Source organism: Micromonospora globosa (assembly GCF_000717585.1).
Taxonomy (GTDB): Bacteria; Actinomycetota; Actinomycetes; order Mycobacteriales; family Micromonosporaceae; genus Micromonospora; species Micromonospora aurantiaca.
On record NZ_JNZR01000018.1, the window covers coordinates 122156 to 143427 of the forward strand.

Here is a 21272-nt window from a genome sequence, read left to right on the forward strand (position 1 = left end):
CGGGCGGCCCCCCTCGGGGGGGGGGCGCCCCGCCGTTCGCGTACTCACTTGTTGAAGGGCCTTGTCGGTGAAGCTCATGTCGCCCTCCCTCGTCCGGCTACGCCTTGCCCTTGTCGCGTCCCCGGTGAGTGTCGCTGCAAACGCTGTTGACCGGCGTACATCGCGTAAGGCGTCCTAGGATAATAGGTTGAAGGTGTGCGCCTACCGGCCGAGGTCGCGGACCCGCTCCGTGACGGCGGCCAGGAACGCGGTGAGGGCGGGCCCGGGCGGCGTGTCCCGGGTGACTGCGACCAGGCGGCGCCGGAGGACGGTCTCGGCGATACCCCGGACCGCCAGCGCCGGGTCGGCGTCGGGCAGGGTCAGGGCCGGCATCAGAGCGACCGCCGCCCCGGCCCGGACCAGTTCCAGCTGGACGTCCGCGTCGCTGGAACGGTGCCGCAGGTCCGGTTCGTAGCCGCCGAGACGACGGCACGTCCCCACCACCATGGCGTGGTGCCCGGTGCCCTCGGCGGAGGCGGTCCACACCTCGGACCGCAGGTCGGTGACCGCGACGTGTCCCCCGGGCCCGGCGAGCGGGTGCGCGGCGGGAAGCACGAGACGCAAGGGCTCCTCGAGCAGGAGCGTGAAACGGAGCCCCGCCGGGCGGGGGCGGGGCTGGCTGTCGTACTCGTCGCCGATGACCAGGTCGACGGTGCCCAGGCGCAGGCCCGGCAGGGACTGTTCGAGTTCCAGCTCGAAGATCTCCACCCGGACCCGAGGGTGCTCGGCTCTCATCCGGGCCACGGCCGGCACGAGCAGGCGGCGCGCCGCCGACTGCAGGCCGCCCGCCCGGACGCTCCCCCGGACGTCACAGTCGAGGGCGGCCAGGTCGGCCTCCGCCGCCTCGGCCGCCGACAGCAGCACCCGGGCGTGCCGAGCGAGCACGTGCCCGGCCTCGGTGAGCCGTACGCCGCGGCCGGCCCTGCTTAGCAGCCGGACACCTGCCTCCTTCTCCAGCAGGGCCAGCTGCTGCGAGACAGTCGACGGGCTGTAGCCCAGAGCCGCGGCGACAGCGGCCATCGTGCCGCGTTCCTCGAACTCCCGCAGGAAGCGCAACCGCCGCAGGTCCAGCTCGATCATGCGGAAATCCTAATGATTCACCTGCGGAATTCATCGCTGGACCTGGGCAGTCGGTGCCGGTGATCCTTGGCGCGTGGGTGCCGCACTGTGTCTCCTGTCAGCCGCCTGTTTCGGCGCGATGGCCGTCTTCGGCAAGCTCGCGTACGACGCCGGTGTCCCCCCGACGTCTCTGCTGCTGGTGCGTTTCGGGCTGGCCGCCGCACTGCTCTGGCTCGTCCTGCTCACCCGGCCGGGCCTGCGCCGCGCGGCGCCGGGCGACGCCGGCGGTGGGCGGCCGGCGACGAGGCGTGGGCGGGTGGTGGCCGTCGCCCTGGGGCTGGGCGCGATCGGGTACGCCACGCAGGCGAGCCTGTTCTTCTCCGCGCTCGAGCTGATGGACGCGTCACTGCTGGCGCTGATCCTCTACACGTACCCGGTCATGGTGACAGCGGCCGCGGTCCTGCTCGGCCGGGACCGGCTCACCCTGGGACGCGGCGCGGCCCTGGTGGCCGCCTCGGGCGGAACGCTGCTGGTCCTGCTCGGCGCCGGTGGCGCGGGCTTCCACCCGCTCGGGGCGCTGCTGGCCTTCGCCGCCGCCGTCACCTACACGGTCTACATCCTGGTCTCCGACACCGTCGTGCACCGGCTGGCACCCGTAACGCTGTCGGCAATGGTGATGACCGGTGCCGCCGGCACCCTCGGCGCTCGCGCCCTGGTCACCGGCGGCGTCGACCTGAGCTTCGGGTGGCGGGGATGGTTCTGGCTGGCCGCCATCGCCGTGGTCTCCACGGTCGTGGCGATGCTGGCCTTCTTCGCCGGCCTGAGACGGACCGGGCCGTCGACCGCGGCCATCCTGTCCACCTTCGAACCCGTGGTCACCGCCGCGCTGGCCACGCTCGCGCTCGGCGAGGCCCTGACGCTCGCGCAGCTCGCCGGCGGCGCGCTGGTGCTGTCCTCCGTCGCGGTCCTGCAACTGCGACCCGGCCGCGTACGGCCCCGGGAACAGGCGGCCGGCCGGGCGGGACCGGCGCGCGACACCGAACCCGCGCCGGCGGCCCGGTAGCGCCGGCGCAAACCGTCGGCGGGCCCGACCCGCCTCGTCATGGTTGACTGGGCCGGTGAACGAGATCCTGCTGATCCGGCACGGCGAGACCACCTGGAGCGCCGCCCACCGGCACACCTCGTACACCGACCTGGACCTGACGCCCGACGGCGAGCGGCAGGCACGCGCGCTGGCTCCTCTGCTGGCCGGCCGGCACCTCGCCCGGGTGCTGTCCAGCCCTCGGCAGCGCGCCACCCGCACGGCCGCCCTGGCCGGGCTCACAGTGGACGCGATCGAGCCGGACCTGGCCGAGTGGAACTACGGCGAGTACGAGGGCCGCACCACCGCGGACATCCAGCGGGAACGGCCCGGCTGGTCGATCTGGACCGACGGCGGCCCCGGCGGCGAGTCACCGGAGCAGGTGGGCGCCCGCCTCGACCGCGTGCTGGACCGGGCCGCGCCGCTGCTGGAGGAGGGTGACGTCGCGCTCGTCGGGCACGGGCACAGCCTGCGGGTGCTGGGGGCGCGCTGGATCGGGCTGCCGCCCTCGGCCGGTGCGCTGCTGCGGCTGGACACCGCCACGCTCAGCGTGCTCGGTCACGAGCACGGCCGGCGGGTGATCAGGCGGTGGAACCTGCCGGCTCCGCCGACGGTCGGGGACGTCCCCGACCGGTCAGCTCGCCATTGATCTTCGGCGGCCGGTTCTCGTACGGCGTGGACAGCACCACTGTCGTGCGGGTGGTGACGTTCGCGGCGGTACGGATCTCCTGTAGCACCCGTTCCAGGTCGGCCGGACCGGCCACCCGCACCAGCAGGAGATAGAAGTCCTCCCCCGCCACCGAGTAACACGAGTCGATCTCGGGCAGGTGCGCCAGCCGCTCCGGCGCGTCGTCCGGCTGCGACGGGTCGAACGGCCGGATCGCCACGAACGCGGTCAGCGGCAGGTCCAGCGCCTCGAACGACACCCGGGCGGCGTACCCCTTGATCACCCCACGCTGCTCCAGCCGGCGGACCCGCTGGTGCACGGCCGACACCGACAGGCCCACCCGCTCGGCCAGATCCGTGTACGACAGCCGACCGTCCCCGGTCAGCGCGGCGACGATGGCACGGTCGATCTCCTCCACGCGCTGCACCCTAGCCGGAAAAGCGCTCCCACGCCGCACCCGGCCCGCCGCGGTGACGCTCAGCGCGCCGTCCGGTCGCGCACCGCGTCCGCCGCGTAGTTCAGCACCTCCGCCATGTCCTCCTCGTCCAGGAACGGCAGGTCGGTGAGGATGTCCGTGACGGACATGCCCTCGGCCATCATGGCCAGCAGGGTGGCCACGGGGATGCGCGACTGCCGTACGCAGGGCGCACCCCCCATGACGTCGGGGTCCACGGTGATCCGGGGGAAGGTCACCGCGACAGGCTAGCCCTTCGCCAGCGCGCGGGAGATGACCAGCCGCTGGATCTGGTTGGTGCCCTCGACGATCTGGAGCACCTTGGCCTCCCGCATGTACCGCTCGACCGGGTGGTCGGCGACGTAACCGGCGCCGCCGAGCACCTGGACCGCGTCGGTGGTCACCCGCATCGCCACGTCCGTGGCGAACAGCTTCGCCTTGGCCGCCTCGATCGAGTACGGGCGGCCGGCGTCGCGCAGCCGCGCGGCGGCGAGCGTGAGCGCCCGCGCGGCGGAGATCTGGGTGGCGGCGTCGGCCAGGTTGAACCCGAGCCCCTGGAAGTCGATGATCGCGCGGCCGAACTGGCGGCGTTCCCGGGCGTAGCCGACCGCATAGTCCAGCGCGCCCTGGGCCAGGCCCACCGCGCATGCGGCGATGCCCAGGCGACCGGAGTCCAGCGCGGACATCGCGATGGTGAACCCGGCGCCCTCGCCGCCGATCAGCCGCTCCGCCGGCACCCGCGCGTCGTCGAAGGCGATCTGCGCGATCGGCGAGGCGTGCAGACCCATCGTGCGCTCGGCGGCCTGCGGGTGGATGCCCGCCGTGGACCGGTCCGCGAGCAGGCAGGAGATGCCCTTCGGGCCCGGACCGCCGGTGCGGCAGAAGATGTTGTAGAAGTCGGCCACCCGGGCGTGCGTGATCCACGCCTTGGTGCCGGTCACCACGTACGCGTCGCCGTCGCGCACCGCCCGCGTGGTCAGCGCCGCCGCGTCCGAACCACCCTGCGGCTCGGAGAGGCAGTACGCGCCGAGCAGCTCCCCGCCGATCATGTCCGGCAGCAGTTTGCGCTGCTCGTCGGTGCCGAACTGGGCCAGCGGGTAGCAGGACAGCGTGTGCACGCTGACCGCCTCGGCCACTGCCAGCCACCTGCTGGCGAGGATCTCCAGCACCTGGAGGTACACCTCGTACGGCTGGGCGGCGCCGCCGTGCTCCTCGGCGTACGGCAGGCCGAGCAGGCCGGCCCGGCCCAGGGTGCGCAGCACCTCCCGGGGGAACTCGGCGCGGGCCTCGAAACCGGCGGCGGCCGGGGCCAGCTCCCGGTCGGCGAGTTCGGTGGCGAGGTCCAGCAGGTCGTGGGCCTCGTCGGTGGGCAGGATCCGGTCGACGTTCATAGCGCGATGAGCTCCGTGGGGGTGGTGTTGAGCCGTTGCCCGCCGTCCGTCGTGCAGACGACGATGTCCTCGATCCGGGCTCCGTGCCGCCCGGCGAGGTAGATCCCGGGTTCGACCGAGAAAGCCATGCCGGCCTGAAGGGGCCGGGGGTTGCCGGTCACCACGTACGGCTCCTCGTGGCCGTCGAGGCCGATGCCGTGACCGGTGCGGTGCAGGAAGGCGCCGCCGAAACCGGCGGCGGTGATGACGTCGCGGGCGACCGCGTCGAGGGCCTCGGCGGTCACGCCCGGCGCGACGGCGGCCACGGCGGCACGCTGCGCCTCCCGCAGCACCGTGTAGTAGTCCACGAACTCGGCCGGGGCGGGGCCGCCGGCGACGTACGTGCGGGTGCAGTCGGAGCGGTAGCCCGACGGCATGGTGCCGCCGATGTCGACCACGACCGGCTCGCCCACGCCGATCGGGCGGTCCGAGGTGCCGTGGTGCGGGCTCGCGCCGTTCGGGCCGGCGGCCACGATGACGAAGTCGACGGCGGCGTGCCCGGCCGCCCGGATCGCGGCGGCGAGGTCGGCGGCGACCTCCCGCTCGGTGCGGCCGGGGCGCAGCCACTCCCCCATCCGCAGGTGCACCGCGTCGATCGCGGCGCCCGCCTCGGCCAGCGCCGCCACCTCGGCCGGCGACTTGCGGATCCGCATCTCCCGCAGCACGTCGGACGCGAGTCGCTGGGCCGCGCCGGGCAGCGCGTCGCGCAGCGCGAGGACCTGCTGCGCCCACATCCGGTCGGCCAGCCCGACGGCGCGGACCGGGCCGGGCAGCGCCGCGCGAACCAGCGGCCACGGGTCGGTGCCGTCGGCGTGGTCGACGATCCGGTACCCGGTGCCGGGCGCGGCCTCGGCGTCCGGCCGCTCCAGCACCGGCACGATCAGCGTCGGCTCACCCTCGGCGGGCAGCACCAGGCAGGTCAGCCGCTCCCCCTCCCGGGCGTCGTAGCCGGTCAGGTAGCGCAGGTCGGAACCCGGGGTGAGCAGCAGCGCGTCCAGGCCCGCAGCGGCGGCGGCGCGCTGGGCCGCGACGAGACGCCCGGCGGGGTACAGTTCCTCGATTCCCACCCCCGAAGCTTAACGGTCGTTTGGGTCCGGGCGGGAGTCCGGGCGATGCTCGCAGACACCGGCCGTCCGGTCCGCCTCGATCTTGGTCATGCCGGACGCCTGGAGCAACTCGCCGACCACGATGAGCAGCTGCGAGGCCACGATCGTGCCGGAGAAGCCCAGCCCCGCCGCCCGCGCCCGGCCGGCATCCTGCGCGGCCTCCCGTGCCCGCGCCCGGGCGATGTCCGGCGGCCGCCCGGCCAGGAAGTCACGGTGCAGCAGCCGCAGCGACTGCCCGAACGCCTCGACCCCGGCCGGCAGGGCCGGTGGAACCGGCTCCCGGGCCTCCAGCAACGCGACCACCCGGCGGACCATGTTGCGGCTGTTCGTGTACGCCAGCTCCAGGTGGACGGCGGCGTTCTCGTAGCGGCGCAACTGGGCCCGGCGCCGCCACCGCCACGGCGACAGCGACGTCACCTCCCGGGCCGCCGCGACGATCTCGGTGGTCTGCTTCCGCTCGACCTCGGCCGCCTCCAGCCGGCCCAGCGACGCCTCCGCCGCCCCGGCGTCCCGGGCGGCGAGCGCCTTCGCCGCCGCCGTCAGCTCGTTGGCGAACAGGTCCAGCGTGGGCCCCGCGGCGCGGTGCACCACCCGGACCGGATTCAGCGGCAACAACAGCAGCGCCACCACCACCGCCACCCCGCCGCCCACCAGCGCGTTCGCCGTACGCGGCACCGCCAGGTCGGGCGCGTTGGGCTCCACGGTGCCCAGCAGGACCGCGGTGCTGCCGGCCTGCACCATCACGGCGCCGCTGCCCCGGATCACCACCGCCAGCGAGATGGCGAGCGCTACCACCAGGCCGGTCTGCACCGGACCGGCCCCGATCAGCTTGATGAGCAGGTCGCCGACCAGCACTCCGAGGATCACGCCGCCGAGCAGTTCGGCCGTCCGCCGGATCCGGTTGCCGATCGCCGCCGCGATGGTGCCCACCGCCGCCGCCGGCGCGAACAGCGGCTGCGGATTCTTGAGCAGCGTGCTGGCCACGTACCAGGCCAGACCGGCGGCCAGACCGGCCTGGAGGGCCACGATGAAGTACCGGCGCAGCCGCTCGTACGCCTCCCGGACCTCCCGGCGCGCCGCCGGAGCCACGGGGGTCACGGCACCGGCCGCCCGCCCGGGCATCGCGGGCACGACGGCTCGGGCTCGATCACGCCCTCCTCTACCCGCCGGGCCGCACGGTATTCCCGGCGCCGCCCGCGACGGCGCTCCTGTCGTACCCGTGGTCCATGATCCTTGTCGTCACAGCGGCACGGATCACGGCCGGCGACGGCGTCCCGGCGTGCCCGGCGGCGGCCGGCCGGCGGGGAGGTCGGGAAGATGACGGAGGCGAACGACGCCTCGTGGCGACGGCGCAGCGTGCTGCGGGTGGCGCCGCCCGCGCGGGCCCGCAAGCTCGCCAAGGTGCCCTTCGTGGAACTGGCCGACGGGCGGTTGCAGGGGGTGGTGTCCAGCGGCTCCGACGTGGAACGCGTCTACGTCTCCTCGGTGACCGCCGGCACGCACGCGGTCAACTGCAGCACCAACAACAACCGGCCCTGCGGCGGGCTGCGCGGCACCATGCTCTGCAAGCACCTGCACGCGCTGGCCGACGAGGCGGTGCTGCAGTACGGCGTCACACAGGTCGCCCGCTACCTGCGGGTGGATGTGGGCGACGGCGTCGACAGCGGCACCGCCCTGCTGGCCCGCACCGACGCGCGGCACGAGCCGGGCCCGGCCGCCGTGGTGTTCAGCCGCTTCCTGCGCCACCTGGCCTACCTCGAGGTCCCGGCCGCCACCACGGCGGTGCCGGAGCTGCACTGGTTCCCGGCCACGGCGGGGGTGCGCTGATGCTCGCCGCGCACCTGACCCGGCTCCACGACGGGACGATCCCCGGGCTGGCCGAGACGCTCGCCGTCATTGACCGCGCCGACGACACGCTCACCGCCGGGCTGGCCCGCGCCGACGAGCCCGGCGCCGCCGCCTGGGCCGCGCTGGCCGCCGCGGTCGGCGGCACGCCGCTGGCCGAACGGGCGGACGCGGCGGCCGGCGCGGTGCGCACCGGCGCGCTCGCCGAGGACCACCTGGCCGCCCTCGCCGGGGCCCGTGCCGCGCTGCTCGGCGCGGCACACGACGCCCTGCTCGACCGCCTCGACACCGCGCTCGGCCGGCCCCGCGAGGCGTGGACCGCCGCACCGGACGGCACCGCCGTCTCCCCGCCCACCCTGGCCGGCGCGCGGGCCTGGCTGCACGAACTGGCGCTCGCCGGCTGGCGCGGCACCGACCACGAACTGCTCTCCGCCGCCGCCGCGCCGGTCGAGGCCGCACTCGCCGACCCGGCGTCACGCCGCATCGCGGTGCTCCTCGACGGCCTCGCCGCCGAACTGCGCGCCGCCCTGCCGGTGGCGTCGCTGCCACAGGTGCCCGCCCGCCGGTGGGCCGACCTGTGGACCCGCGCCGTCCTGCTCACCCTCGGCGCGCACGGCGAGACCGCGCCCGGCGAGCCGGTGTCCGGCCGGCTGCTGCCCCTCGGCGTCGACCTGCACGAGCACGACACCGCGTTCCAGGCGCAGGTGCACGCACTGCTCGAACCGGCCGGGGGCGGCGCGCCCCGGCTCGTCCGGGTCACAGTGGTCGCGGCGAAGGTCGCCACCATCGTCGGCCCGGCCGGCTGGCGGCTGCTGGAGGCGTACCCGGTCCTGCTCAACGCCCTGGCCCAGCGGCGGGCGATCACCGTCACCGATCTGACCGCCCACGGCGCGGACCTGCGCTGGGCCGAGGAGCGGGCCGCCCTCGGCGAGCCGGCCGACCCGTTCGCCACGGCCCGGGTGCTGCTGGCCGGCGCCACGGCGGCGGCGACCCCACCGCTGCTGCGCCACCCCGCCGCGATCGCCGAACCGGTACTGGTCGAGGGCTACACCGTCCGCGACGACGACGGCGTCCCGGCGCTCGACCTCGACGGCCGGTCCCTGCACCTGGCCACCGACCGGCTGCCCGCCGCCGGTCCGCTCACCCCCGCGCTCGTCGCCGCCTCCACCGCCTGCCTCGGCCTGCTCCGCTGGGACGACGACCGCTGGCTGCTGCAACCCCTCGCCGTCCGAGCCACCGTCAAGCGGCAGACGGTCGAGGCGCACAACGGCGACTGGGCGTGCGGCGTCACCGACCCGAAGACGGCCAAGGCCGAGGCCAAGGCGGGCGACGCCGTGGCGGTGCTGCGCGAACGCGCGGGACGGTTGCTGCGCCGATGAACGAGGACCGCACCCACGCCAACCGCCGCCAGGTGCTCTACTGGCGGCTGCTCGCCCGCCTGTTCCACCCCGACGAGCAGCCCGGCCTGGAGTCGGCGAGCGTCGCCGTCGTCGACGACCTCGGCCTGCCGGCCGCCCTGCTGGACCCGGCCGTCTCCGTCGACACCGTCGTGCAGCGCTTCCCCGCCCTCGCCGGCGAGCTGCGCGGCCTGCTCACCCCCGGCGACGACACCACAGCCGCCGCCGGGCCGTTCCAGCCGGCCGAGACCGAGGTACGCCGCGCCGCGCTGGCGTCCAAGCTGCTGCTCAACGTGTTCGCCACCGGCGGCGGCGAGGTCAGCGCCGGGCAGCTCGCCCGCTGGCAGGCCGACGCAGGCTGGTTCGAGCAGGCGTGCGGCGCGCAGCCCGGTGAGCTGCGCCGCGAGGGCACCGGCCTGGGTGCCACGCTCGCCGGGCTGGAGGGTGACCTGGTGGCCCGGATGCGGCTGCGCGAAGTGCTCGCCGACCCGGCGCTCGCCGCCCGGCTGACCCCGAGCATGTCCCTGATCGAGCAGCTCCTGCGGGACAAGTCCAACCTGTCCGGGGTGGCGCTCGCGAACGCCAAGTCACTGATCCGCCGCTACGTCGACCAGGTCGCCGAGGTGCTGCGTACCCAGGTCGCGCAGGCCACCGTCGGGGCCGTCGACCGGTCCGTGCCGCCCAAGCGGGTCTTCCGCAACCTCGACCTGGACCGCACCATCTGGCAGAACCTGACCAACTGGAGCCCGGACGACGAGCGCCTCTACGTCGACCGGCTCTACTACCGGCAGACCGCCCGGCGGACCACCCCGTCGCGGCTGATCGTGGTGGTCGACCAGTCCGGCTCGATGGTCGACTCGATGGTCAACTGCACCATCCTCGCCTCGATCTTCGCCGGCCTGCCCAAGGTCGACGTGCACCTGATCGCGTACGACACCCGGGCGCTGGACCTCACCCCGTGGGTGCACGACCCGTTCGAGGTGCTGCTGCGCACCAAGCTCGGCGGCGGCAACGACGGCCCGGTCGCCATGGCCCTGGCCCGCCCCAAGATCGTCGAGCCGCGGAACACGGTCATGGTCTGGATCTCCGACTTCTACGAGTTCGACAGGTCCCAGCCGCTGTTCGACGGCATCGAGGCCGTGCACCGATCCGGCGTGAAGTTCATCCCGGTCGGCTCGGTCAACAGCTCCGGCAACCAGAGCGTCAACCCCTGGTTCCGGCAGCGCCTCAAGGACCTCGGCACCCCCGTCATCTCCGGCCACATCCGCAAGCTCGTCGCCGAGCTGAAGAACTTCCTCACCTAGGAGAGCATCCCTGATGTCCGACATGCTCCGCGCCCCCGCCGAGGTCAAGTACGCCGACGAGCTGGCCTACCTCGAATCCGTCGACACCGGGCCGAAGCCGTTCTCCTGGCGGCTGAGCCCCCGCATGGTCCGGCTGTTCGTGCTCGGCTCCGAACGCGCCGACGGCCTCGACCGGGCGATCCCGCAGAAGTGGTTCGGCGACCGCAGCTTCGTCGAACGCAGCATCGTCACGCTCGCCTCCGACCGCGGCCTGCTGCTCATCGGCGACCCGGGCACCGGCAAGAGCTGGCTCGCCGAGCTGCTCGCCGCCGCTGTCTGCCGCAACTCCACGCTCGTCGTGCAGGGCACCGCCGGCACCACCGAGGACCACATCAAGTACTCGTGGAACGTCTCCATGGTCATCGCCCGGGGCCAGTCGCGCGAGTCGATGATCCCCTCGCCGATCATGACCGCCATGGAGCAGGGCGTGATCGGCCGGTTCGAGGAGCTGACCCGCTCCACCAGCGACGTCCAGGACGCGCTGATCTCGATCCTGTCCGAGAAGTACGTCTCGATCCCGGAACTGGACCACGACAACATCGTCTTCGCCAAGCCCGGCTTCTCCGTCATCGCCACCGCCAACAGCCGCGACCGGGGCGTCAACGACCTGTCCTCCGCACTCAAGCGGCGGTTCAACTTCATCCGCATCCCGGTGGTCACCAACAAGCGCAGCGAGGCCGAGATCGTCCGCTTCCGCACCGAGGAGCTGCTGCGCCGGCACCGCATCGAACTGGACGTCCCGCCCACCCTGCTCGACATCCTGCTGCAGAGCTTCGCCGACCTGCGCGCCGCCGCGTCCGCCGCCACCAGCGACGACGAGAAGCTGGAGTCGGCGCTGTCCACCGCCGAGCAGATCGGCGTGCTGGAGGACGCGATCCTGCACAGCCAGTTCTTCGGCGACCGCACCCTGCGCGCGCAGACGCTCGCCGGCTCACTGATGGGCTCGCTGGCCCGCCGCGCCCCGGAGGACCTGGCCATCCTCAACAAGTACCTGCACGGCGTGGTCGAGCCCCGCGCCAAGGCCGACGGCGGCGACTGGGAGGGCTTCCTCGACGGCGGCCGCCAGGCGATCGCGTCGCTGTCATGACCGCGCCCGCACCGACCGGCCTGTTCGGTCCGCTGCGCGACCAGCTCACCGACGCCGCCGCCGCGTTCGCCGGCTCCCCGGACGCGCTCGCCGGCATCCTCACCGGCATGGTCGACGACGTCGACAGGGCGCTGCGCGAACGGCTGGAGATCTTCCCGGTCTGCCACCACTCCCCCGCCTCGGCGCTGGCCATGGCACGCCGCCTGCGTGCCCGCCCGCCCAAGGTGATCTACCTGGAGCTCTGCGAGGACCTGCGCCCCCTGCTCGACGAGCTGCGCAACTGCCGACTGCCGGTGGCGGTGCAGGCGTTCGCCACCGAACTAGACGGCTTCCCCGCCGAGTGGAGCCCGCTGAGCGTGGTCGCCCCGATCACCGAGGCGTCCGCCGAATACCAGGCCGTCGCGTACGCGCTGGACACTCCCGGCGTGGAGCTGGTGCTCGTGGACCGGTCCACCGACCACGTCTTCCAGTGGACCCCCCGCGACGACACCGGGCCCGCGCCGGGGCCGGACTCCGCCTCCGCCTCCGCGTCCGCCGACGACGACACGGCACTGCACGGCGACGCGGTCGGCGTGGAGATCGGCGACCTGCGCCCCCGGTTCGCCGAACTGGAGGCCCACCTGCTGCACCACGGCAAGGTGCGGCACTGGTCGGAATGGTGGGACCAGTACGTCGAACGGCCGCTCGCCGACGCCGACCACGACACGTACCGCCAGGTCATGGTGCTGATCGGCAGCCTGTTCCGGCGGCTGCGCCCGTCCCGGTCCGCCCGCGACGACCGCGACGAGGACCGCGAACGCCACATGTGGACCCGGATGCGACAGCACCTCGCCGAAAGCGGCGCCGACCCGGCCGACTGCCTCTACGTCTGCGGCGCCTTCCACGCCGCCAGCCGGGTCGAACAGTTCGGCCTCGACTCGACCGCACCGGACTTCCCGATCAGCCCGCGCACCGGCACCCGCTGGCGTTACGGCCTCATCCCGTCCAGCCACTCGGCCATCGAGGCGCAGTTCGGGCTGGCCCCGGGCACCGTGTCCATCGCCGCCGCGAACTGGACGGCCGCTGTCGCCCGCACCCGGCTCACGCCGTACCGGCTGGCCGGGCAGCGTACCGGGAAGAAGGGCCGCCGGGCCCGCGCCGCCGCGCCGGCCACAACCGGCCCGGCCACGGACCGGCTCAGCGGATTCCTCGCCGCCCCGCCCGTCCTCGACGAGCTGGACGAGGCCGAACTGCGCGGCTGGTGCGTCGACATCGTCCGGCTCGCCCGCCGCAACGGCTACCTCGCCAGCACCGCCGACGCGATCGCCGTGTTCGAGACGTCGATCCTGCTCGCCACCATGCGCAACCGCGCGCGGCCCACGCCGTACGACTTCGCCGACGCCGCCGTGACCTGCATCGAGAAGGACGTGGTGCCCGGCCGCCGCGACGTCCGCCGGCTCTGCGAGATCCTCCTCGGCGGCGACCGTGTCGGCCAGGTCGGGTACGACTCCCTGCCGCCGCTGGCCCGCGACGTCCTGGACCGGCTGCGCCCCCTCGGCCTCGACCTGGAACGGCGCACCGTGCAGCGGGCGCTGCTCGACCTGCGCGCCGACCCGGCGCTGGCACCCTGCTCCGACCTGCTGTGGATGCTGCGGCACCTGCTGCCCGCCGACGCGGTCCGCCCGATCATGGGCGAGCGCCGCCTCGGCCACCGCTCCGAACAGGAGAGCTGGGACCTCGCGCTCGGCCGCAACCAGCGCGCCCTGATCGAGCTGGGCTACGAGGGCGTCACCGTCGAACAGGTGCTGGAGCAGCGGCTGCGCCGGGCGGTACGCGGCCCCGACGCGACAGCCGCCCGCGCGCTCGCCGCCGTCGAGGACGCCATCCGGCTGCTGGACAGCCCTCGCCTGGTCGACGAACTCGGCGCGCGGGCGGTGGAGCTGCTCGCCGCCGAACGCACGGTGGACGACGCGCCGGAGGTGCTGCGCCGCATCCGGCGGCTGCTCGCCCACCACCGCACCACCACACCGGCGCTGCCCGCGTGGTGCCGGACGTTCGTCACCACCGGATACGCCCACTACTGCACGCTGCTGCCCACCGCGTTCGTGGACGAGTCCACCGGCGTACGGCAGGTCGGCGCGATGCTCGGCTTCCTGTTCAGCATGGAGAGCCTCGCGTTGTCGCTCGGGTGCGACCGCTCCCAGCTCGAACTGGCCGTCGCGCAGGCCCACCCGGAGGCCCCGGCCAAGCTCGCGCTGCTCTGGGCCGCCCGCCACCAGCTCGGCCTGCTGCCGCTGGCACGACTCCGCGAACAGTGCGCCGAGCTGCTCGCCAATCCGCTCGTGGTGCCCGCGTTCCCGCAGTACCTGTCCGGCTTCGTGCACGCGCTCGAACCGGTGCCGGGGCTCGCGCCGTTCGTGGTGGAGACCATGTCGTCCGCCTTCGCCGGGCTGCCCGACCCGGTGCTGCTGCCCTGGCTGCCGACGCTGATCACCACACTGCGCGAGCACGGCCCGGAGCTGGTGCCGCTGCTGGTCCGCGAGGCGGAACGCACGTTCCCCGCCACGCTGCCCGCGCTGGACGCCTGGACACCGCCGTGGGCGGCCACGCCCACCCCGTCCACCGCGCCCGCGCCGTCACCGGGAACCGGTCCGGTGCACGGTCTGCTGGTCGCCCACCCGGAGGCGGTCGACGCGGTGGCGGCGCTGCTCGGCTGCTCCGGCGGCTGGCAGCCGCTCGCCGAGGGCGGCACGCCGCCGGGTGACGGGGCGTCGGTGCTGCTCGCCGCACATCCGGCGACGGCTCATGCGGTGGCGACGCTGCTGGCGGACTGATCGACGTCGGCGGGTTTGCGAGGGCAGGCGACCATGGAGTGGTGATCCGCTTTCTGCTGAACCTGCTGTGGCTCGTCTTCGGCGGCGGCTTCGTCCTGGCCCTGGGCTACGGCGTGGCCGCCCTGATCTGCTTCGTCCTCGTCGTCACCATCCCGTTCGGTGTCGCCTCGCTGCGGCTGGCGTCGTACTCGCTGTGGCCGTTCGGCCGCACGATCGTGCGCAAGCCGGGTGCTGGTCTGCCCTCCGGCCTGGCGAACGTGCTCTGGGTGGTGCTGGCCGGCTGGTGGCTGGCGCTGTCGCACATCCTCGCCGGCATCGCGCTCTGCGTGACGATCATCGGCATCCCGTTCGGGGTGGCGAACTTCAAGCTGGTCCCGGCGGCGCTGTGGCCGCTCGGCCAGGAGGTCGTCGACAACCCGTAACCACATGCCGGCCCCGACGGCGCGGGCGCCGGGGCCGGGGCCGGGCGAGCCTGGTGGCCGGTAGGAGCTGAGCGAACGCCGGGACAGCTGCTGCCCTATCGACGTCCTGCCTGTCCGCCGGCCCTCGCCGCGCCCAGCCCCTCCCCTAGCGTCCGCTGCGACCCGCGAGCGGGTGGAACGTCATGGGTGTCTCCGCCCTCGTTTGACACCCATGACGTTCCACCCGTGGTTAGCACTCCTCGGGCAACGAGTGCGAGTCCTGATGAGCGGGATCCGCGTTCCGGTCACCGGGGTTGCGGGCGATCTTGGTACGAAACGGCCCTCATGGGGGCCGTTTCGTACCAAGATCTGCTGGGTCGTCGTTGACTGCTCGCGCGGAGATGCGAAGCGGACGCGGGGCAGCGCACCATCTCTACGGCGTCCTAGGAGGATGGGGTGATTGCTCAAGGGACGCGAATGGCGCTCGGGGACGCGCCCGGCTGGCTAGCGTCGGAGGGGTGCGGGACGGGGTGATCGAGACGCTCAAGGCGGACCCGGCGATGTCCGGTCTGCGCCGGTCGCTGGACTTCTACCACGGCGACCCGGCGCGCGACGCCGCCCTGGACGCGTTCTACGCCCCGCTGGTCCGCGCCGGTGACCTGGTCTTCGACGTCGGCGCGCACGTGGGCGACCGGCTCGGCAGCTTCCGCCGTCTCGGTGCGCGCGTGGTGGCGGTCGAGCCGCAGCCGCTGTGCGCCCGGGTGCTGCGCGAGATGCACACGGACGACGACGGCGTGACGGTGGTGGAGGCGGCGTGCGGGCGTACCGCCGGGCCGGTGCGACTGCACGTGAACTCGGCCAACCCGACCGTCTCCACCGCCTCCCCCGGGTTCGTCCGTGCCGCCGACGGCGCGCCCGGCTGGACGGGCGAGATCTGGGACGCCCAGATCGAGGTGCCGGGCACCACGCTGGACGCGCTCGTGGCCGCGTACGGCGTACCGGCGTTCGTGAAGATCGACGTGGAGGGCTTCGAGGACGCCGTGCTGGCCGGGCTGAGCCGGCCGGTTCCGGCGTTGTCGTTCGAGTTCACCACCATCGCCCGGGTGGCGGCGGCGCGCTGCCTGGACCGGCTCGCCGCGCTCGGCTTCACCCGGTTCACCGTGGCGATCGGTGACGAGATGGAGTTCGCGCTGCCCGGCTGGCGTCAGGCCGCCGAGGTGGCCGCGTACCTGCGCACGCTGCCGGACGAGGCCAACTCCGGCGACGTGTACGCCCGCCCCTGAGCGTCCACTTCGGACCGCCCTGCACGAAGGAACGAGGCATCGACCCTGCTCATCGCCGTGATCGGCGGAGCCGCAGCCCGGACACTTTTTTCAGGCCTCGAACTTAGCAGTGCATCGTTATCCGTCTGTGATTGACGTGACCCGCGCCACTTGGGTTGACTGCCACGGAACCGCTTCCGCAACCGGTTCCGAACACCCCGCTCATCCCTGCGACCCGGGAGCGTCACGTGCCGATCACCATCGCCGACGTCGCCACCCGCGCCGGGGTGAGCAAGACGACGGTCTCCCGGGTGCTCAACGGCAAGGGCGAGGTGCACGTCCGTACCGCCGACCGGGTCCGTGCCGTGATCAGCGACCTCGGGTACGTGCCGAGCGCCCGCGCGGTCGGCCTCGCCCGGGGGCGTACCCGGGTGGTCGGGATGCTGGTCCCGGCGCTGACCTGGCCCTGGATGGGCGAGGTGCTCCAGGGCGCGGCCGACGTGGTCGAGGCCGCCGGCTACGGCATGCTGCTGTTCACCTGCACCCACGGCGACGAGTCGATGCGCCGGTTCGCCTCCCAGGTCTCGGCCAAGTCGTTCGACGGCCTGCTCGTGGTCGAACCGGAGGGGACGCTCGACTACATCACCGAGCTGCACCGGCGCGGCCTGCCGGTCATCCTCATCGACGACCGGGGCCACCAGCCCGGCTTCCCGTCGGTGCGGACCACGAACGAGGAAGGCGCGCGGGCCGCCGCCACGCACCTGCTGGCGCTCGGCCGGCGGCGGCCGCTCGTCGTCACCGGCCTGCGCCGGTTCGGCTGCACCCGGGAACGGCTCGCCGGGTTCGCCGGCGCCTACGCCGACGCGGGCGTACCGATCGAGCCGGACCGGGTGGTGGAGGGCGACTTCACCTTCGAGTGCGGGCGCGCGGCGGTACGGCGGCTACTCGCCGACGGCGTACCGTTCGACGCCGTCTTCGCCCACAACGACCTGTCGGCCGCCGGGGCGTTGCAGGCGCTGCGCGACGCCGGGCGGCGCGTCCCGCAGGACGTGGCGGTGGTCGGCTTCGACGACCTCCCGCTGGCCGGGCACACCCACCCGCCGCTGAGCTCGGTGCGCCAACCCCTGCGGGAGATGGGTACGGCCGCCGCCCGCCTGCTCATCGGCCACCTCGCCGGCACCCCGCTGCCGGACACCCCGACCGTCATCCCGACCGGCTTCACCGCCCGCGACTCGACGACCACGAGCGACCCGACCGCACCGGACTCGACAGGCGCGCGGGAGCCGGCGGGTGTCCGCGTCACCTGACCCACCCCGCCGTACCGGCGACCACGCCGGCGGGCCCGCCCGCCGGTGGCACCACCGCACACCTCCATCCACCACATCCCGCCCGAGGACTGCGGGACCACCGAGGGAGACCTCCATGAGAAGACGGCAACTCCTCGCCCTCGCGCTGGCCGGCGCGATGGTCACCGGCGCCGCCGCCTGCGGCGACAGCCCGAACGCGAACAAGAAGAGCGGCCAGGCCGCGACCGTGTTGAACGTCGGCATGCCCAACGGCCCGCAGGCGGAGAACAACAACCCGTTCCTCACCACCTCGGCCGCCGCGTCGCTCGGCTACCGGTGGCAGATCTACGAGCCGCTGATGATGTGGAACCCGGTCAAGCCGGCCGAGCCGTTCAAGCCGTGGCTCGCCACCAAGGCCGAGTGGTCGTCGGACTACAAGACGGTCAAGGTGACCATCCGGGAGAACGCCACCTGGTCCGACGGGCAGAAGGTCACCGCCGAGGACGTCGCGTTCACCTACAACCTGGTGAAGAAGTTCCCGGCCCTCAACGACCAGGGCGTGCCGTACACGGACGCCGTGGCCAGCGGCAACGAGGTCACCATCTCGATGGCCAGCCCGCAGTTCGTCAACCAGCAGAAGGTGCTGTGGCGGGTGCCGATCGTGCCGAAGCACCTGTGGGAGAAGATCGCCGACCCGGCCACCGACCCGGTGAAGCAGCCGGTCGGCAGCGGCCCGTACACGCTGAAGTCGTTCACCCCGGCGACCACGACGCTCTCCATGCGCGACAGCGGCTACTGGCAGGACCCGCCGAAGGTCAAGGAGCTGCGGTACACGTCCTACACGGACAACAGCGCGCAGACCACCGCGCTGGCGAACGGCGAGTCGGAGTGGAGCTTCGTCTTCATCCCGAACTACCAGACCGTGTTCGTGGCGAAGGACCAGAAGAACCACAAGATGTGGGCGCCGCCGGTGCTGGGCATCCACGGCCTCTACGTGAACACCACGAAGAAGCCGTTCGACGACCCGACGCTGCGCAAGGCGATGAACATGGTGATCGACCGGGCGGACATCTTCACCACCGCCGAGGCCGGCTACTTCCACCCGGAGGTCAAGAGCGTGACCGGCCTGCCCAGCCCAGCCGGTGACTCGTTCATCGCGCCCGAGTACAAGGGCCAGGAGCACAAGGTCGACGTCGAGGGCGCCAAGGCGCTGCTCACCGGCGCGGGCTACAAGCTCGACGGCACCACGCTCAAGGACAAGAGCGGCAAGCCGGTCACGATCCGGCTCACCGACCCGGCCGGCTGGTCCGACTACCAGACCAGCCTGGAGATCGTGAAGGGCAACCTGGCGAAGATCGGCATCGCGGCGACCATCGACAAGGCCAACCAGGACGCCTGGTTCCGCAACGTCGAGCAGGGCAACTTCGAGGCCACGTTCCGGTGGACCGAGTCCGGCGCCACGCCGTACGACATCTACCGGACCATCATGGACGGCCGCGTGCTCAAGCCGATCGGCACCGCCTCCCCGGCGGGCAACTTCGGCCGGTTCCAGAGCAAGGAGGCCACCGACGCGCTGGTGTCGTACGCCAACGCCACCGACGACGCCACCCGCACCACGGCGATGGCCACCCTGCAGAAGATCTTCGTCGAGCAGATGCCGATGATCCCGGTCGGCGCGGACAACATCGGCGGCGCGTACAGCACGAAGAACTGGACCGGCTGGCCGGACGACTCGAACCCGTACGGCGCGCTCCAGCCCACCCAGCCCAACGCGGTGGACGTGGTGCTGCACCTCAAGCCGGTCGCCGGCTGACCCGGCGCCGCCGGCCCGGCCACGATCGCCCGGCCGGGCCGGCGGCGCCCGCCCCTCTCTTCGGCAACCCTGAGACAGGAATGCGGCATGACGTTGACCGAGAGCGCACCGGCGCCGGCCGACGAGGTGGTGCTGGAGGCCGTCGGCCTGACCAAGCACTTCCCCGTCCGCCGGCGGCTGCGTGACCTCCTCTCCCGCACCCCGGCGGTGGTGCACGCCGTCGACGACGTATCGATCGCGCTGCGCCGTGGCCGGGTGACGGCACTCGTCGGCGAGTCCGGCTCCGGCAAGTCCACAGTCGCCCGGCTGCTGGCCCAGCTCTACCCGCGTACCGCCGGCGACATCCGGCTGCACGGCCGCTCGACCCGGGTACGCGGCGGGCACCGGTTCCGGGCGTACGTGCGCCGGGTGCAGCTGATCCTCCAGGACCCGTTCGCCTCGCTGAACCCCGTGCACACGGTCCGCTACCACCTGACCCGGTCGCTGCGCATCCACGGCAACGCCGGGACCGGACCGGACGGGCTGGAGAAGGCGCTCGCCGGCCTGCTGACCCGGGTCGCGCTCACCCCGCCGGAGCGCTACCTCGACGCGTTCCCGCACGAGCTGTCCGGCGGGCAGCGCCAGCGGGTGGCGATCGCGCGGGCGCTCGGCGCCGACCCCGAGGTGCTGCTCGCCGACGAGCCGGTGTCCATGCTCGACGTGTCGATCCGCCTCGGCGTGCTCAACCTGCTCCAGGACCTCAAGGACCGGCTCGACCTGGCCATCCTCTACATCACCCACGACATCGCCTCGGCCCGCTACTTCGCCGACGAGACGATCGTCATGTACGCCGGGCGGATGGTCGAGGGCGGCGACAGCGAGACGGTCACCCAGCGCCCGGCCCACCCGTACACCCGGTTGCTCATCGAATCGGCGCCGGACCCGGAGCGGATCACCGGCGCGGGCGGCGACGGCGCGGCGGCGGGCGAGCGGGGTCACGGCGAGCCGCCCAGCCTGATCCGCCCGCCGGCCGGATGCCGGTTCCACCCGCGCTGCCCGGCGGCCATGCCGCGCTGCGCCACTGACCTGCCGCCGCCGATCCCGGTCGACGACGCGCCGGGCCACTGGGCGGCGTGCTGGCTGTACGACGCGGACACCGTCGCCACGGAGAAGCCTGCGAACGCGGAGAAGCCGGAGAACGCGGAGCAGGCCGGAACGGAGGCGGCCCGGTGAGATTCCTGCTGCAACGGGTGGCCTTCTACCTGTTCACCGCCTGGGCGGCGATCACGCTCAACTTCTTCATCCCGCGGATGGTGCCCGGCGACCCCGTACAGTCGCTGATCTCCCGCAACCAGGGCCGGATCAGCGCCGACGCGATCGCGTCGCTGCGGGTGCTGTTCGGGCTGGACTCCGACCGCTCGCTGTGGGAGCAGTACGTCGCCTACTGGGGGCAGCTCCTGCACGGCGACCTGGGGCTGTCGTTCACGTTCTTCCCCGCCCCGGTGTCGCAGGTGATCGGCGACAGCCTGCCGTGGACCGTCGGCCTGGTCGGCGTCACCACGATCGTCAGCTTCCTGCTCGGCACCGCGCTCGGCGTCGGCGCCGGCTGGCGGCGCGGCTCGTGGATCGACGGGCTGCTGCCGGCCACCACGTTCCTGTCCTCGATCCCGTACTTCTGGCTCGGTCTGGTCGCGATCGCGCTGTTCGCCGGGCCGGGCAGCTTCTTCCCCTCCTCCGGCGGCTACGAGCCGGGGCTGGTGCCGGCCTTCGACGCGTACTTCGTGCCGAGCGCGATCCAGCACAGCATCCTGCCCGCGGCGACCATCCTGGTGTCGTCGATGAGCGGCTGGATCCTCAGCATGCGCAACATGATGGTGACTGTCGCCAGCGAGGACTACATCACCGTGGCGCACGCCAAGGGGCTGTCCGAGCGCCGGGTGGCGCTCAGCTACGCCGCCCGCAACGCGCTGCTGCCGAACGTGTCCGGGTTCGCGTTGTCGCTCGGCTTCATCGTCGGCGGCACGCTGCTCGTGGAGATCGTCTTCTCGTACCCGGGTCTGGGGTTCCAGCTCTTCCAGGCCGTCGGCGCGAAGGACTATCCGCTGATGCAGGGCATCTTCCTGATCATCACGATCTCGGTGCTGGTGGCGAACCTGCTCGCCGACGTGGCGTACCTGCTCCTCGACCCGCGGACCCGAAAGAGCTGAGCG

At 73.3% G+C, this 21272-nt stretch carries 19 protein-coding genes; 13 read left to right on the forward strand and 6 right to left on the reverse strand.

Annotation, left to right across the window (positions count from 1 at the left end; genetic code table 11):
* Window positions 1-201 precede the first annotated feature (201 nt).
* On the reverse strand, window positions 202-1119 hold the full coding sequence (locus IF06_RS0117895; RefSeq protein ID WP_013286273.1) for a LysR substrate-binding domain-containing protein: 918 nt from the start codon (window positions 1117-1119) through the stop codon (window positions 202-204).
* Window positions 1120-1192: 73 nt separating this feature from the next.
* Between IF06_RS0117895 and IF06_RS0117900 the strand changes: the two genes are divergently transcribed.
* Together IF06_RS0117900 and IF06_RS0117905 are read left to right on the forward strand one after the other, a co-directional pair.
* Window positions 1193-2161, forward strand: coding sequence for a DMT family transporter (locus IF06_RS0117900; RefSeq protein WP_084588824.1), 969 nt, complete (start codon window positions 1193-1195; stop codon window positions 2159-2161).
* A gap of 55 nt (window positions 2162-2216) precedes the next feature.
* Entirely contained in the window at window positions 2217-2828 is a 612-nt protein-coding gene (locus IF06_RS0117905) for a histidine phosphatase family protein (RefSeq protein ID WP_013286271.1), read from the forward strand.
* Here IF06_RS0117905 and IF06_RS0117910 read toward each other — a convergent pair.
* The 5 genes from IF06_RS0117910 to IF06_RS0117930 are packed head-to-tail and all read right to left on the reverse strand — an operon-like array spanning window position 2761 to window position 6934.
* Entirely contained in the window at window positions 2761-3264 is a 504-nt protein-coding gene (locus IF06_RS0117910) for an Lrp/AsnC family transcriptional regulator (protein ID WP_013286270.1), read from the reverse strand. The genes IF06_RS0117905 and IF06_RS0117910 overlap by 68 nt on opposite strands.
* A 59-nt stretch (window positions 3265-3323) precedes the next feature.
* The gene (locus IF06_RS0117915) at window positions 3324-3539 is read right to left on the reverse strand and encodes a DUF433 domain-containing protein (protein WP_013286269.1); all 216 of its coding nucleotides are present in this window, start codon (window positions 3537-3539) and stop codon (window positions 3324-3326) included.
* A gap of 9 nt (window positions 3540-3548) precedes the next feature.
* Window positions 3549-4691: an acyl-CoA dehydrogenase family protein gene (locus tag IF06_RS0117920; RefSeq protein ID WP_013286268.1), complete on the reverse strand. Its 1143-nt coding sequence runs from the start codon at window positions 4689-4691 to the stop codon at window positions 3549-3551.
* Entirely contained in the window at window positions 4688-5797 is a 1110-nt protein-coding gene (locus IF06_RS0117925) for a M24 family metallopeptidase (protein ID WP_030272330.1), read from the reverse strand. The genes IF06_RS0117920 and IF06_RS0117925 overlap by 4 nt, the downstream gene beginning before the upstream one ends.
* Before the next feature lie 9 nt (window positions 5798-5806).
* Entirely contained in the window at window positions 5807-6934 is a 1128-nt protein-coding gene (locus tag IF06_RS0117930; protein WP_176921674.1) for an FUSC family protein, read from the reverse strand.
* A 258-nt stretch (window positions 6935-7192) separates the two neighbouring features.
* Here IF06_RS0117930 and IF06_RS0117935 point away from each other — a divergent pair, with 258 nt between their 5' ends.
* The 11 genes from IF06_RS0117935 (at window position 7193) to IF06_RS0117985 (ending at window position 21269) form a co-directional block, all read left to right on the forward strand.
* Window positions 7193-7663: a hypothetical protein gene (locus IF06_RS0117935; protein WP_198039669.1), complete on the forward strand. Its 471-nt coding sequence runs from the start codon at window positions 7193-7195 to the stop codon at window positions 7661-7663.
* Window positions 7663-9060: a hypothetical protein gene (locus tag IF06_RS0117940; RefSeq protein WP_036311052.1), complete on the forward strand. Its 1398-nt coding sequence runs from the start codon at window positions 7663-7665 to the stop codon at window positions 9058-9060. Before IF06_RS0117935 ends, IF06_RS0117940 begins: the two co-directional genes overlap by 1 nt.
* Window positions 9057-10382 carry a vWA domain-containing protein gene (locus IF06_RS0117945; protein ID WP_030272336.1) on the forward strand — a complete coding sequence of 442 codons (1326 nt, stop codon included), beginning with the start codon at window positions 9057-9059 and terminating at the stop codon, window positions 10380-10382. The genes IF06_RS0117940 and IF06_RS0117945 overlap by 4 nt, the downstream gene beginning before the upstream one ends.
* Before the next feature lie 13 nt (window positions 10383-10395).
* Window positions 10396-11508: an ATP-binding protein gene (locus tag IF06_RS0117950; protein ID WP_013286262.1), complete on the forward strand. Its 1113-nt coding sequence runs from the start codon at window positions 10396-10398 to the stop codon at window positions 11506-11508.
* Window positions 11505-14321, forward strand: a complete 2817-nt coding sequence (locus IF06_RS0117955) for a DUF5682 family protein (protein WP_030272338.1) — start codon at window positions 11505-11507, stop codon at window positions 14319-14321. The genes IF06_RS0117950 and IF06_RS0117955 overlap by 4 nt, the downstream gene beginning before the upstream one ends.
* A 41-nt stretch (window positions 14322-14362) precedes the next feature.
* The gene (locus IF06_RS0117960; protein WP_030272340.1) at window positions 14363-14743 is read left to right on the forward strand and encodes a YccF domain-containing protein; all 381 of its coding nucleotides are present in this window, start codon (window positions 14363-14365) and stop codon (window positions 14741-14743) included.
* A 539-nt stretch (window positions 14744-15282) separates the two neighbouring features.
* Window positions 15283-16005 carry an FkbM family methyltransferase gene (locus IF06_RS0117965; protein WP_052166191.1) on the forward strand — a complete coding sequence of 241 codons (723 nt, stop codon included), beginning with the start codon at window positions 15283-15285 and terminating at the stop codon, window positions 16003-16005.
* A gap of 227 nt (window positions 16006-16232) precedes the next feature.
* A complete protein-coding gene (locus IF06_RS0117970) occupies window positions 16233-17291 on the forward strand; it encodes a LacI family DNA-binding transcriptional regulator (RefSeq protein ID WP_030272344.1) in 1059 nt (352 codons plus the stop codon).
* A gap of 115 nt (window positions 17292-17406) precedes the next feature.
* Window positions 17407-19083: an ABC transporter substrate-binding protein gene (locus IF06_RS0117975; protein WP_030272345.1), complete on the forward strand. Its 1677-nt coding sequence runs from the start codon at window positions 17407-17409 to the stop codon at window positions 19081-19083.
* An 87-nt stretch (window positions 19084-19170) separates the two neighbouring features.
* Window positions 19171-20295, forward strand: coding sequence for an ABC transporter ATP-binding protein (locus IF06_RS0117980; RefSeq protein WP_030272347.1), 1125 nt, complete (start codon window positions 19171-19173; stop codon window positions 20293-20295).
* Entirely contained in the window at window positions 20292-21269 is a 978-nt protein-coding gene (locus tag IF06_RS0117985) for an ABC transporter permease (RefSeq protein WP_013286255.1), read from the forward strand. The genes IF06_RS0117980 and IF06_RS0117985 overlap by 4 nt, the downstream gene beginning before the upstream one ends.
* The last annotated feature ends 3 nt before the right edge of the window (window positions 21270-21272 follow it).

Bases quoted from the DNA above. Each gene is read 5' to 3' on its own strand.
- IF06_RS0117955 (WP_030272338.1), top strand. From the start codon at position 11,505: ATGACCGCGCCCGCACCGACCGGCCTGTTCGGTCCGCTGCGCGACCAG.
- IF06_RS0117965 (WP_052166191.1), top strand. From the start codon at position 15,283: ATGTCCGGTCTGCGCCGGTCGCTGGACTTCTACCACGGCGACCCGGCG.
- IF06_RS0117940 (WP_036311052.1), top strand. From the start codon at position 7,663: ATGCTCGCCGCGCACCTGACCCGGCTCCACGACGGGACGATCCCCGGG.
- IF06_RS0117950 (WP_013286262.1), top strand. From the start codon at position 10,396: ATGTCCGACATGCTCCGCGCCCCCGCCGAGGTCAAGTACGCCGACGAG.
- IF06_RS0117920 (WP_013286268.1), bottom strand. From the start codon at position 4,691: ATGAACGTCGACCGGATCCTGCCCACCGACGAGGCCCACGACCTGCTG.
- IF06_RS0117945 (WP_030272336.1), top strand. From the start codon at position 9,057: ATGAACGAGGACCGCACCCACGCCAACCGCCGCCAGGTGCTCTACTGG.
- IF06_RS0117980 (WP_030272347.1), top strand. From the start codon at position 19,171: ATGACGTTGACCGAGAGCGCACCGGCGCCGGCCGACGAGGTGGTGCTG.
- IF06_RS0117975 (WP_030272345.1), top strand. From the start codon at position 17,407: ATGAGAAGACGGCAACTCCTCGCCCTCGCGCTGGCCGGCGCGATGGTC.
- IF06_RS0117895 (WP_013286273.1), bottom strand. From the start codon at position 1,119: ATGATCGAGCTGGACCTGCGGCGGTTGCGCTTCCTGCGGGAGTTCGAG.